The sequence below is a fragment of the Kamptonema sp. PCC 6506 genome, from assembly GCF_000180455.1.
Lineage (GTDB): Bacteria > Cyanobacteriota > Cyanobacteriia > Cyanobacteriales > Microcoleaceae > Kamptonema > Kamptonema formosum.
Map to the genome: position 1 here is coordinate 1 of NZ_CACA01000268.1, position 12,651 is coordinate 12,651.

The 12,651-nt window shown below is 43.5% G+C and carries 12 protein-coding genes; 10 read left to right on the forward strand and 2 right to left on the reverse strand.

Annotated features, from left to right (window positions below):
• Positions 1-11 precede the first annotated feature (11 nt).
• A complete protein-coding gene (locus OSCI_RS14260; protein WP_007355698.1) occupies positions 12-722 on the forward strand; it encodes a precorrin-2 C(20)-methyltransferase in 711 nt (236 codons plus the stop codon).
• Between the two features lie 231 nt (positions 723-953).
• Positions 954-2,003: a Fe(3+) ABC transporter substrate-binding protein gene (locus OSCI_RS14265; RefSeq protein WP_007355699.1), complete on the forward strand. Its 1,050-nt coding sequence runs from the start codon at positions 954-956 to the stop codon at positions 2,001-2,003.
• Between the two features lie 321 nt (positions 2,004-2,324).
• Here the strand turns inward: OSCI_RS14265 and OSCI_RS14270 are convergent, their stop codons facing one another.
• Positions 2,325-2,846, reverse strand: a complete 522-nt coding sequence (locus OSCI_RS14270; protein ID WP_007355700.1) for a pentapeptide repeat-containing protein — start codon at positions 2,844-2,846, stop codon at positions 2,325-2,327.
• Positions 2,847-3,122: 276 nt separating this feature from the next.
• On the opposite strand from OSCI_RS14270, the gene OSCI_RS14275 reads away from it, so the two are divergent.
• From OSCI_RS14275 to dnaN, 8 genes are all read left to right on the forward strand, one after another.
• Positions 3,123-3,464 carry a hypothetical protein gene (locus OSCI_RS14275; protein ID WP_007355701.1) on the forward strand — a complete coding sequence of 114 codons (342 nt, stop codon included), beginning with the start codon at positions 3,123-3,125 and terminating at the stop codon, positions 3,462-3,464.
• Positions 3,464-4,891, forward strand: coding sequence for a hypothetical protein (locus OSCI_RS14280; protein WP_007355702.1), 1,428 nt, complete (start codon positions 3,464-3,466; stop codon positions 4,889-4,891). The genes OSCI_RS14275 and OSCI_RS14280 overlap by 1 nt, the downstream gene beginning before the upstream one ends.
• A gap of 161 nt (positions 4,892-5,052) precedes the next feature.
• Complete coding sequence (gene hemC / locus OSCI_RS14285) at positions 5,053-6,024, forward strand: hydroxymethylbilane synthase (RefSeq protein WP_007355703.1); 972 nt, start codon at positions 5,053-5,055, stop codon at positions 6,022-6,024.
• Between the two features lie 317 nt (positions 6,025-6,341).
• Positions 6,342-7,109 (forward strand): S1C family serine protease, encoded by a 768-nt coding sequence (locus OSCI_RS14290; RefSeq protein WP_267879549.1) that lies wholly within the window; start codon positions 6,342-6,344, stop codon positions 7,107-7,109.
• A 653-nt stretch (positions 7,110-7,762) separates the two neighbouring features.
• A complete protein-coding gene (locus OSCI_RS14295) occupies positions 7,763-8,053 on the forward strand; it encodes a hypothetical protein (RefSeq protein WP_007355706.1) in 291 nt (96 codons plus the stop codon).
• Positions 8,053-8,343 carry a type II toxin-antitoxin system RelE family toxin gene (locus tag OSCI_RS14300; RefSeq protein ID WP_007355707.1) on the forward strand — a complete coding sequence of 97 codons (291 nt, stop codon included), beginning with the start codon at positions 8,053-8,055 and terminating at the stop codon, positions 8,341-8,343. The genes OSCI_RS14295 and OSCI_RS14300 overlap by 1 nt, the downstream gene beginning before the upstream one ends.
• Positions 8,344-8,540: 197 nt before the next feature.
• Positions 8,541-9,335, forward strand: coding sequence for an RNA ligase family protein (locus OSCI_RS14305; protein ID WP_007355708.1), 795 nt, complete (start codon positions 8,541-8,543; stop codon positions 9,333-9,335).
• A gap of 595 nt (positions 9,336-9,930) precedes the next feature.
• Positions 9,931-11,094 (forward strand): DNA polymerase III subunit beta, encoded by a 1,164-nt coding sequence (gene dnaN / locus OSCI_RS14310; RefSeq protein WP_007355709.1) that lies wholly within the window; start codon positions 9,931-9,933, stop codon positions 11,092-11,094.
• A 251-nt stretch (positions 11,095-11,345) separates the two neighbouring features.
• Here dnaN and OSCI_RS14315 read toward each other — a convergent pair whose 3' ends face one another.
• The gene (locus tag OSCI_RS14315) at positions 11,346-12,428 is read right to left on the reverse strand and encodes a fatty acid desaturase (protein ID WP_007355710.1); all 1,083 of its coding nucleotides are present in this window, start codon (positions 12,426-12,428) and stop codon (positions 11,346-11,348) included.
• Positions 12,429-12,651 lie beyond the last annotated feature (223 nt).

Below are 12,651 nucleotides of genomic sequence, written 5' to 3' on the forward strand. Positions count from 1 at the left end.
TTCTTCCTTCTATGACAAAATCTACTGGTAAATTATATGGACTGGGTATTGGCCCTGGCGATCCAGAGTTATTAACATTAAAAGCTTATCGGATTCTACAATCAGTACCCGTGATTGCCTATCCCGCAATGGAAAATGGTAAGGTTCTCGCACGGTCGATTGTAGCAGATTATTTGCGGCCGGAACAAATAGAAATTCCCATGCCCTTGCCTTTTAGTCCAACGCGATCGTCTCAACCTTACTACGATATTGCCGCTGAGAAAATTGCTCATTATCTGAGTGAAGGACAGGATGTAGCAGTATTATGTGAAGGCGATCCGTTTTTGTTCGGTTCGTTTATGTACCTCTTCAATCGTTTGTCAGGCAAATTTACCACTGAAGTTGTACCCGGAATTTCTTCAACTTTGGCAAGTGCGGCTCAGTTGGGTGCGCCGTTGACGTATCGTAATGATGTATTGAGTATTATGCCGGCAACACTTTCTGCGGAAATTCTGCGCGATCGCCTAGCTGTTGCTGACGCTGCTATCATTATTAAACTAGGCAGACACTTTAGCAAAGTCCGAGATGTACTCATAGAGTTAGGGCTCTTTGAACGAGCATTATATATCGAACGAGCCACGATGCTCAATCAGCGGATAGTCGCGATCGCCCAAGTCGAGCCCGCAGAAGTTCCCTACTGGGCATTGATTGTAATTCCCAGTCAGCAAAAATCTGTCTCATAAGTAGGGGCTAGGGGCTAGGGGCTAGGGGCTAGGGAAAGAGAGGAAGAGAGGTTAGGGAAGAACGATCCTCAAATCAAGGGTTTTAGAAATTCAGAACGTCCTAAGTGCTATACAATATTTTATAAACAAATAAGAATAACTTGCATTAAGATAATACATCAATGACTATAGATGGGTTTTCATACACCATCCTGTCAATGACCAGATGCAATAATCTATCATTATTGAACAATGAGCATTTCTAGACGTATTTTTCTTGCCAGCGGTACAGCAATGGCTGTCGTGGCAATGGGGGAACTAAGCAAAACAGCCCCAGTTGCAGCCCAAGCAGGAACCCTCAACCTTTATTCAGCGCGTCATTACGACACCGATAATGCGTTGTACCAAAGCTTCACCAAAAAAACTGGGATCAAAGTTAACCTAGTTGAAGCGGATGCTGACCAACTAATTGAACGGATCAAAAGTGAAGGCGCAAATAGTCCCGCTGATGTTTTCATCACCGTTGATGGTGGGCGTTTGTGGCGGGCGAAACAAGCGGGTATTCTGCAACCTGTATCATCAAGAGTGTTGACATCGGCAATTCCAGGGAGTTTGCGCGATCCTCAAGGTTTCTGGTTTGGCCTATCGCGCAGGGCGCGGGTGATTGTTTATAACAAAAGCAAGGTCAACCCCGCCCAGTTGTCAACCTATGAGGCGCTGACAGATCCTCGATGGAAAGGTAAGATTTTAGTGCGATCGTCCACTAATATCTATAACCAGTCTCTTGTTGGATCTATATTAGCAGCTCATGGGGGTCAAAAAACGGAAGCTTGGGCGCGAGGATTGGTGGCTAATTTTGCCCGTCCTCCAGAGGGAAATGATACGGCGCAAATCAAGGCTGTTGCTGATGGGGTAGGCGATCTTGCCCTTGTTAATACCTATTATGTCGCTCGGTTAGCGAAATCGCAAAAACCAGAAGAAAAGGCGATCGCAGCTAAAATTGGTGTGTTTTTCCCGAACCAGCGCGATCGCGGAACTCACGTTAATATTAGTGGTGGCGGTGTCGTCAAAACCTCCCGAAATAAAGCAGGCGCGATCAAATTCTTGGAACACCTAGCTAGTCGCGAAGCGCAACTGATTTTTGCTGGCGGTAATTATGAATATCCCGTGATTTCAGGTGTGGCGATCGATCCTGTAGTTGCTAGTTTTGGCACATTTAAATCTGACCCTCTCAACCCTGATGTGTTTGGGAAAAATAACCCCGAAGCTTTAAAGATTGCCGATCGCGCGGGATGGAAATAGAGAAGATCGTTTGGCGGTTGAAACCGCATCTACACAAAGGAAGTCCGCCTACGCGGACTAAAGAATAAAGGAGATATTTAAGCCAAATTTGGTATCAGGAGTCAAAATTCACAATAATTCATGCTGAATTGTGACTCCTAAATTCTTCTGAATTCATTCTTCAGTCCGCGTAGGCGGACTTCCTTTGTGTAGATGCGGTTTCAACCGCCGACTCTGAATCTCTCAATCAGAATCTGAATCCGATTCTGAATCTCTGAATCTGAATATCTGAATCTCTGAATCTGAATATCTGAATCCGATCTGATTCCGATCCAATCTGTTTTAATTTTTAATTGTACCATCAGGCATCATTGCCCCTTTCAGATTTGCCCCTTTCAGATTTGCGCCTGTTAAATCCGCACTATTTAAGTCACTTTCACTTAAATCCGCATTACTGAGGTTAGCATTATTCAGTTTGGCCCCTCGTAAAAAAGCACCCTTAAGATTGGCATTACTCAAATCAGCATTGGTAAGATCCGCAGCAAATAAACCTGCCTTTTCCAGAGAAGCGCCTTTTAAATTTGCACCTTTAAGATTGACGCTATCGAGTAAAGCTTCATTAAGCTTGACATTTTCTAGCATTGCACCTTCTAACTTAGCACTATTAAGATTAGCGCCTGTTAAATCAATGTTACTTAACTTAGCGCCAGTCAGATCGCATTCTTGACATTGCTTAGTTTTTTGTAATGTTTCAAGGGGAGTAGCCACCTGTTTTTGGCATCCCAAGGTGACAAAAATGGTAAGCAGTAAAAAGAAAATTGTGCCAGTAGTACGGGTAGACATTGCTAAATTTTTATGAATCATGTTGATTTCCACAGGAATAATATTAACTCTTAACCTTGAGTCCGACAGGGGTTAAAACCCCTGTCTCAAAGATCGAGTCCTCTGAAGAGGACTAAATTTCAAAGTCTTCTTAGTCCTCTTCAGAGGACTCGATCTTTGAGACAGGGGTTTTAACCCCTGGCTGTTTTCGAGGAATATTGACGCAGAAACCGGGTTTTTGTCCCCGCGTGCGTAAGTCCTGCCCTTGTGAATATAATAGAATTATCAAACCCCAAATTACCAGGAGGCAATTTAGCCATGAATCCAGAAATAATGATTGATTCTTTTCTCAAAGTATTGAAAACCTGTCCTAGTTTATTTTCCGAAACAGCCACCGCCGGATTAAAAACCCTTGAGACAAAAGTTGTCGCGGCAGAAAATGAATCAAATCAAACAATTTCCGATATTCTTAGCGATTGGTGTAGCGACTATGACGAAATTACAAACGCAGTAAAAGCCGCCACCAGAGGCAAAGTTATCCCCAAAGCTAGTAAACCGCAAGGAGACGAAAATATAGAAGAAAATCACTTTCCCCGCCTATTTCCCAAGCTGCTAGAATGTTTAGAAAAGCGGATTAAATCAAATAACCCAGAAAATTAATGACTGAAATCGAAACAATTTTAAAGCCTAATGTCTATATTTTTGCCTTCCATCTCATCAGCGGTACTAGGGGTAAAGATAATCCCCTTTGGAATTGGGCGGATGAGTTTTTAGAAAGCTTTACCTCCCAAAAACTTAAATTCCAGCTTCAATTTCCCGAACCACCGTCTAAATTCCGAGTTGATTTATTGCCAGCAGATATCAGCTTAAATTTTGAGACGGAAATCAACGATCAAAATCGTGAATTAGAAGTCAGCGGGTTTGCTTTCCCTCTCCAGATTGGAGACAGTTATGCCCTATTTTTGAATGTCGGTTTACCGGATAGTTGTATGGAGGAAGTTTCCCCACAATTGCTGAGTAAATTTAACCCGCAAAATTTATTAGGAATTGTCACCGGTGAAGAGTTTTTAGGGGAAACCATTTTAATTACCGCTAAATTACCCTCACAATTACAGTCAGCAAGTCCAGAAGAACTACAATCTCTAGCTGACAAATGCTGCAACGCTTTACTTCCTGCACAATATCGCCCTACTTTCCACCGCCACGATAAGTTATTTGGCAGTCCGATTTTTGAGTATGGTTTAACTAAGCAAATTGCTAATTATCGGCACTTGCTTGTCTGGTTTCCCCACAACGAAGCATCGGAAGATAAGCTGGGTATTTACCAGCAGGAAATATTAGACCTGTTTTACTACCGAAATAAAATTATTAAATCCTTTCAAAACAGCCGGCAAATTCACGGCAAACTGTTGGATGTTTACAGGGAAGTCGAGAATAATGTGGGAGAGTTGCAACAGCAAATAGATCGACTAAATACTGACTTGACTCCTGAAAATTTACAAAAATTTAAGACGGAGTTAAAAAAACTCCTGAGAATTGCACTGGCTTATACCCAAGGGCTAACAAAATTAGAAGATTATGACAATACAATTGCGATAAATCTTAACAATTACAATGAAAAATTAGAGCAAATTCGTGTTAAAGTGGGAGTTGATAAGGAAGAACTATCTATCTTAAATCACTTCCGTAGAAAAACCGCGCCATATATGCGATCGCAAATCGCGGGTGACTTAGGATACTTCAAACACGGGACAGACTTAATCGAAAGCGCGATCGCCTCCATCCGAGGCATAGTTGAGATCGAACAAGCCAGAAGCGATCGCGAAACCCAACAACTACTCAGAGATAACGAGAAAGCAGATAACGAGCGAGGGGAAAAACTAGAGAAAAGCATTCAAGCGATCGGCGTAGGCTTAGCCGCAGGCGGTATCGCCGCCTCTAGCGGGCCAGAAAAACTTTTAACAACCCTACAAAACTATCACATCCCCGTACCCCATCCCTTCATCTTCTCATTTAGCCTCAGCATCGCGATCGCGGCCTTAGCGTGGTGCATCACACGGTGGCTACTGGGAAAAGGGCAGCCATAAACTATAATTTGTAATGCCCTCCCCTGGCGGTACGATCGCCACCCAGAGGGCAGCGTTACAATAACAATCTTTAACTCCTGTAAACGTCTTCTAATAGCAGGCCCCACCTGCGGTAGTCTAGATCGAGTGACTCTATTGGCACTTTTGACGCGATCGCTCTTATGTCTCCAACCACATCCGCACCCACACGCACCGTCCGCATCGGTTCCCGCAAAAGCCAACTCGCCCTCGTCCAAACCTACTGGGTGCAAGAACAGCTACAGCAACGTTTCCCCCAATGCACCTTTGAAGTCCACACCATGTCCACCCAAGGCGACAAAATCCTCGATGTCCCCCTCGCCAAAATTGGAGACAAAGGACTCTTTACCAAAGAGCTCGAAGTGGGAATGCTCAGCAACGAAACCGACTTCGCCGTACACTCTCTCAAAGACTTACCCACAAACTTGCCCGAAGGCTTAATATTGGGATGCGTCAGCGAACGGGAAAACCCCGCCGACGCTCTTGTAGTCCACGCCAATCATCAAGACAAACAACTCGAAACCCTCCCCCCAGGCGCAGTCATCGGCACATCTTCCCTGCGGCGACTCGCCCAACTACGGCATCACTTCCCCCACCTCGAATTTAAAGATATTCGAGGCAATCTCAACACCAGACTTGCTAAACTTGACGAAGGCGAATACGATGCCATTATCTTAGCAGTAGCCGGATTGCAAAGATTAGGAATGGGCGATCGCGTCCACCAAATCATCTCTCCAGAAATCTCCCTCCACGCCGTTGGACAAGGAGCACTCGGCATCGAATGTCGCGCCGGAGACGACGACATCTTAGAATTGATTAAAGCCCTTGAACATACCGAAACTGCCCAACGTTGTTATGCCGAACGCGCATTTTTGCGAGAACTAGAAGGCGGATGTCAAGTTCCCATCGGTGTTAATACCAAAATCGAAGGCGACCAACTAACCTTAACAGGATTAGTAGCCAGTCTCGATGGTCAAAGATTAATCAAAGATACCGTCACAGGTGCCGCCGCCACCGCCGAACTTTTAGGAATTGACCTCGCCCACCGCTTACGGCAACAGGGAGCACAGGAAATCTTAGAAGAAATCTTTGCCCTAGTTAATCGCGGTTCCTAATAGCAATCAAAGTTGAATGTTCATAGCTAATAGCTAATAGCTAATGGGAAGAAAAAACAATTACAGGAATTATACGAAAACACCATTTTCAGTCATTGCGAGCAGTATTTTCAGTCATTGCGATCGCAGCGAAGCAATCCCAATCTGTAAGTTTTCGCCAGCAGTCCTTAGTTCCTGTATTAGCTATTAGCTTTAAAGCCATACCAATCACCAATAAATAACCTATCTCCATCGAGGGAAAGCCAAAAATGAGCGATCTGGATATCGAAGAAAAATTTCAGTTAAAACCATCAAAATCTAAGGCCATTTATCGCCAGATGCAGGAAGCTCGTACCGCCTTACGACAGCAATTAAACGAGCTAAAAACCCAGTCGCGAAAAATATCAGCCTCCGTTGAGAAAGTCTTAGAATCCGTAGTTTCAGTTTATGTTATCAATTGGGATACAGAAGAAAAAATTGCTATTGGTAGCGGCTTTTTCGTCGGCCCCGATGTCATAGTCACTAATTACCACATTGTCGCCGACATTGCAGAGGAAGATACCCTCTATGAAGAAGACGAAAGTGCAATGATTTTAGTGCAAACTCCCAACGAGCAACTGAGAATAGCAGAAGTAGTTTTTACTGGCAATTCAGACGAAGATTTGGCGATATTATTTATCACCGATTTTATCCTCGATCGCGACACTGGGGAAGAAGTAGAAATTCCCCAAGAATATCCTCCCGTCACCTTATCTTTTGAAGCTCAAGAGGGAGAGCAAGTTATTACTATTGGCTATCCTTTAGGTGAAACTGCTTCCACAGTAAATCAAGGCACAATTAGCAATATTTTAGTGTCACAAAAATCTGGAGGAGATGAGGACATGGAGGTAATTACTGAGGTCAAAGTGCTGCAAATAGATGCAGCTATTAATCGCGCTAACTCTGGTGGCCCGTTAATTAATCTTGCAGGTCAGGTAGTCGGTATAAATGCTTGGGGTTGGGATGAAAAGAAGGATGTAAACTTAGCTATATCTTCTGATATTCTGGCTGACTTTTTAGATCGATTTGAAGAACTTTATGAGGATGATTGGGAAGATAATTTATAATGGCTAATGGCTAATTGCTAATGGCTAATTGCTAATGGCTAATTGCTAATGGCTAATTGCTAATGGGCGATCGCACATATTAGTAGGTTGGGTTAGGCGTGACGATTAACTTGACACGCCAATAGAAAAAAATTGACCGCATCATAACCCACCACAAGGCTACTGGCTAAAAAAGTTGTTTTGCATAAGTTTTGTTTTTGTTGGTAATTGTTATCTGTTCTCCTACTTAACCACCAACCACTAAGCTATCTTAGCCAGTTAAGTGAATAAATTTGCTAGTAGCCATGAGGGAACTAATGAAGTTTTTATTTCGTCGTTTGTTCTTAGTGAGTAAAAGAGCGATCTCGTATTGGAACAACGATCGAGTTATAGCAACCCCGAAGACGGTTACAACGTTCTTAATTGCTTAAGTCATTGCTTTTCTTGCCTCCTGCCTTCTGCCTCTTACATAAGAGCCTCCTGCCTCCTTAAGTTTCCTGGAGTGCGACGACAAAGTTTTATGAATTTAATAGTTGCTGTTTGTGAACTTTAATTACAATCTAATTGAGTGAGACATGACTAAGAGACACGATCGAATATATTCAGTCTTGGGCAATGAATTGTGTTAAAATAGAACTAAGCAAGGATTTATCAGAATTTTAGGAAAAGGCGTTATGTTAACGAACGAAAAATTCCGGTTTATTAAAGCACCTGTGAAAACAGATGACCAAGGTTGCTTAAGTCTGGAGTTGGAAACAAAGGCGACTGAGTACCGCGTACTCAGTAATGATGATGGACAAATCTTGCTAGACCCAATGGAAAATATTCCTGAGTACGAACGGTGGTTGTGGCGGAATCAAGAGGCCCTTGCGTCTGTGCTGCGTGGACTTGAACAGGCAGCGGTAGGTGATGTTCACTATTTGGGGGACTTCGCTGATTATGCAGATTTGGAGATTGAGGATTAATGAAGTTCCGGCTGCAATTTTCAACTGAGGCGAAACAGTATTTAGCTAATCTTCAAGAACATGATTTTAAGAAGTATAATAAGGTGAGGAAAACGCTGGGATTGATGGCAAATAATTTGCGTCATCCCGGTCTTAATAGTCACAAGTTTGAGGCTCTGTCTGGCCCTGATGGCGAGGATATTTTTGAGGCTTATGTTGAGAATAAAACGCCGGGAGCTTTTCGGGTTTTTTGGTATTATGGGCATGGTCAGGGACAGATTACGGTTGTTGCAATTACACCTCATCTGTGAGTAGCGATCGCTCTTAAGTCCAATAAGTAGCTCCACCTAATTAAACATAAGATCGAGATGGCTAAAAAGCTGATTGTATAAACCTTCTTCCTTCTTTCATACATAACTAAATCCTTCTTCCTTCTTCCTTCTACTTACCACACTTTAAGTTTTAGCAATTAAGAACGTCGTCACCGTCTTAGCAGGTGGTATAGCTCATGCAGCAGCAAATTTACAAATATCCTCGCACTCATCACATTGAAGGTTCGCGGCTACAACCGGGGGATGAGGATCTCGATAGCGTTCCCTTTAGCGCGATCGCATCTCAGTTTACAGTTGTAGAAGAAAAAGTAGACGGTGCTAATGCTGCCATCAGCTTTGCCTCGAATGGTCAAATGTTGCTCCAAAGCCGAGGTCATTACCTCACAGGAGGAGAGCGAGAAAAACACTTTAACTTGTTTAAACAGTGGGCTTATACCCATACTGAAACTTTCTGGAAAGTGTTAGGCGATCGCTACATACTTTACGGTGAATGGCTCTATGCTAAACATACCATATTTTATAACGCTCTGCCTCACTATTTCCTAGAATATGACGTGCTCGACCGACAGCAACAGCAATTTCTCAGCACCCAAAGCCGCAAACAGTTACTAGCAGAATTACCTCTAGTTTCTGTTCCAGTTTTATTTGCAGGTAAGCTTAAATATCACAAACAACTGATAGAATTCATCGACAACTCCCATTATATTGAACCTGGGCATCTAGAACAATTACGCCAAGTTTGCCAGGAAAAAGGTTTGGACGCAGATCGCGCGATCGCCCAAACAGATCGCACATCCTTAATGGAAGGTCTGTATATTAAAGTTGAAGAAGACCAGACGGTTATCGCCCGCTACAAATACGTCCGCCCCAGCTTTTTAACTACCATGCTGCAATCAGACGGACATTGGCTCAACCGCCCTATTATCCCTAATCTCTTGCGTCCGAATGTCGATTTATTTTCAATTTTATAGCCACTACCAATCTGGATTCGATATTTTGAGAACAAGGGAACCGCTCAGAGAGCCGTGTTATAGCCATACTAGGTATAAAAGCTTGCGATCGCATTTAACCATTTTTCCACAAGTTTTCCACAGGGAATTCAGCCGTGAAACATAAGCACAGAGGTAATCTGCTGATTTTTTCCACATTTTCCACAAGCAATACTAGGGACTATTTTCTCAGGCGATCGCCTAGCAGAGCTTGAGTACATTTTTATACATATTTTCTCACAAAACTTACGCGCTGACTACAATTTCTCTCAAAACCGAACATTGCAACCGCTACGATCGTTAGGACAATTTTATAATTTATAGCAGTCGCCAAGGCGATTAGGACGCGATGCCACCTGCCTTGTGCCTTGTGCCTTGTGCCTTGTGCCTTGTGCCTTGTGCCTTGTGCCTCCTGCCACCTGCCACTGCGATAAATTGCGTGGGATTGCTCAGGCCAATAGTGATAAGATTTTCTTCTGTGTCAGGGCGGTTTCTAAATCCCAATTGGACTTACCGACTCCTCAAGATATTCTCAAACTCAACCCCACAAATACTAAGCCCTACATTTAGCATTACAATGAAACTGATTTGTACACAAAGTGACCTCAATAGCAACCTTTCCCTAGTCAGTCGGGCAGTGCCCTCTCGCCCGACGCATCCGGTACTTGCTAATGTTCTATTGGTAGCAGACGAAAAAACCCAGCGGGTGAGTTTAACAGGGTTCGATCTTAGCCTGGGAATTCGCACTAGCTTTGCAGCACAGGTGGATGAAGGCGGTAGTTTTACATTACCTGCGAAGTTGCTTAATGATATTATTTCTAGGCTGCCAGATGGAGAGATTAGCTTAGATGACGATGCGGGGGAGGCGATCGCAACTGTCACATCCTCATCGGGCAAATATACAGTTAGGGGTATGGGGCCCGAAGAATTCCCAGAATTGCCAGAAATAGAAGGAGGAGAATTGATTAATTTGCCTCCTGAAGCCTTGATAGCGGGCTTAAAAGGAACTTTATTTGCAACTAGCCCCGACGAAACAAAACAAGTCTTGACTGGCGTACATTTAAAAGTGCAGCAAGATAGCCTAGAATTTGCTGCTACTGACGGTCATAGATTGGCGGTAGTAGAAACAGCTAAAGTGAGCGATCGCGAGTATGACGAAGCCTCATTACCAACTCAAGAATCCTCAGCTATATTTGAGATCACTGTGCCAGCAAAAGCCTTACGAGAAATAGAAAAAATGGTAGCGGCTGGTCAAAGCAGCGAACCTGTGGCCCTACATTTAGATCAAGGTCAAATTGTGTTTGAATGGGCAGATCAACGGTTGACAACGCGGACTTTAGAGGGGCAATATCCCAATTATCGGCAGTTACTTCCGCGCTCTTTTGAACGGCTAATTACGCTAGAAAGGCGATCGCTTTTAGCAGCAGTAGAAAGAATTGCAGTTTTGGCAGATCAAAAAAATAATATCCTCAAGTGTAGTATCGACGCTGAAAATCAGAAAGTAACTTTGTCTGTGGATGCCAAAGATGTTGGTAGCGGTACGGAATCTATGTCTGCTCAAATCTCCGGGGAGAGTATAGATATTGCCTTTAATGTTAAGTATTTAATTGATATTTTGAAAACTGCTCCTTCTCCTGAAATTCAGATGCAGTTAAATGAGGCAACTGCTCCTGTAATTATCAGGCCTTTGGGAGGAGTTAATGCTACTTTTCTGGTGATGCCGGTGCAACTTAGAGCTTGATTTTTGTGACTTGTAGGGTGGGCGCTGCTGATAAATTATTCTGAACTCATGGACAGAGGTTATCGTAGCGCCCATCTTAAAAAGTCCTAGCAGCTTATATTTCTAAGCAGTTTCTAGCTACAGATATACTAGGGTCATTACACCCGATCGGTTATCGAACTCACTTCGGTAATGGGTAATTGGAAGTGCTTAGCAGTCATTCTCAGAATAGAATCATCAATAACTAACCACTAAGCACTAACCACTAACAATTAACCTTCTAATTCAGTTTTAGACTTGTGATAAACTGCACTACCTCGATCGGGTACGAAATGGCAAAGGCGAGAAGAACGCCAAAAATCGCCTAAAATTGACCCCTTAGACTTGCGGTAGTAGTCTCCCAAAATCGGCTTAATTGCTTCATTTGCAGTTAACAAGTGGTAATGGGGAATGCTCAAGAAAATATGGTGAACCACATGAGTGCCGATATTATGGTGGATGTTATTGATAAACCCATAATCGCGGTCAATCGTGGACAAAGCACCTTTGAGAAAATACCAATCTTTGCCGCGATACCAGGGAATATCTGCCTCAGTATGATGCAGATATGTTACTAAATCTAGCCACGCTACAAACACGAGGTAAGGCATCGCATAATATTTTACCAACCACATGAAGCCCCATTGATAGGTCAAAAATCCCAGCAACCCTACCATTATACTAAAACAGATAGTGCTGGTAATGACATCCCATTTCTCCGAAGGTTTGAACAGATCGCTATTAGGGTTAAAGTGGGAAGCTTCAGGTCTTTCTGGCGACCGTTTAAACAGATATACCGGATAGGCAAACAGCATTAAAAACTCAAACCGGAGAAACTTTTCTAAAGAGTTCATGCTCCGATATTTGGTTTCGGTGACGGGATACCAGCTTTCATCGGTTTCGATGTTTCCAGTATTTTGGTGATGGGTGCGATGGCTGATCCGCCAACCGTGATAGGGTACGAGAATGGGAGTGTGAGAGATGTGACCGATGAGGTTATTTAGCCATTTGTATCTGGAAAAAGAACCGTGTCCGCAGTCGTGTCCGACTACAAATAATGCCCAGAACATGGTACCTTGTATCACCCAGAATACTGGCCAGAAAAACCAGGAATCTAGGGCGTGTGCTGCCGCATAAAGACCGCTGATTATTGAGATATCGAGAAAGAAGTAAAACAGGGATTTCCCGGTGGAAGGTACGAAACATTCTGAGGGAATGGCTGCCTTCAATTGTTGTAGGGTGAAGGGGAGTTCAGAACTGCCGTTCAGGGATTCGTCTGGGAGAGTAACGCTTAACTGAGCGATCTTAGATGGCACGATTATCTCAAAATGACGGTAAACAATGGGGCTTATTCTACCTTTACTGAGCATAATTAACCAGTCTTTTAAAATTAACCCATTAGGTGTATGCTATGGCTTCGATTCTCTCTTTTTGTTGGTAGGTCGCCTGGGAGCTAGGGGAAAAGAGGGGCTAGGGGCTAGGGGCTAGGGGCTAGGGGAAGAGAGGAACAGGGGCTAGGGGCTAGGGGCTAGGGGAAGA

Bases quoted from the DNA above. Each gene is read 5' to 3' on its own strand.
- OSCI_RS14260 (WP_007355698.1), top strand. From the start codon at position 12: ATGACAAAATCTACTGGTAAATTATATGGACTGGGTATTGGCCCTGGC.
- OSCI_RS14265 (WP_007355699.1), top strand. From the start codon at position 954: ATGAGCATTTCTAGACGTATTTTTCTTGCCAGCGGTACAGCAATGGCT.
- OSCI_RS14270 (WP_007355700.1), bottom strand. From the start codon at position 2,846: ATGATTCATAAAAATTTAGCAATGTCTACCCGTACTACTGGCACAATT.
- OSCI_RS14275 (WP_007355701.1), top strand. From the start codon at position 3,123: ATGAATCCAGAAATAATGATTGATTCTTTTCTCAAAGTATTGAAAACC.
- OSCI_RS14280 (WP_007355702.1), top strand. From the start codon at position 3,464: ATGACTGAAATCGAAACAATTTTAAAGCCTAATGTCTATATTTTTGCC.
- hemC (WP_007355703.1), top strand. From the start codon at position 5,053: ATGTCTCCAACCACATCCGCACCCACACGCACCGTCCGCATCGGTTCC.
- OSCI_RS14290 (WP_267879549.1), top strand. From the start codon at position 6,342: ATGCAGGAAGCTCGTACCGCCTTACGACAGCAATTAAACGAGCTAAAA.
- OSCI_RS14295 (WP_007355706.1), top strand. From the start codon at position 7,763: ATGTTAACGAACGAAAAATTCCGGTTTATTAAAGCACCTGTGAAAACA.
- OSCI_RS14300 (WP_007355707.1), top strand. From the start codon at position 8,053: ATGAAGTTCCGGCTGCAATTTTCAACTGAGGCGAAACAGTATTTAGCT.
- OSCI_RS14305 (WP_007355708.1), top strand. From the start codon at position 8,541: ATGCAGCAGCAAATTTACAAATATCCTCGCACTCATCACATTGAAGGT.
- dnaN (WP_007355709.1), top strand. From the start codon at position 9,931: ATGAAACTGATTTGTACACAAAGTGACCTCAATAGCAACCTTTCCCTA.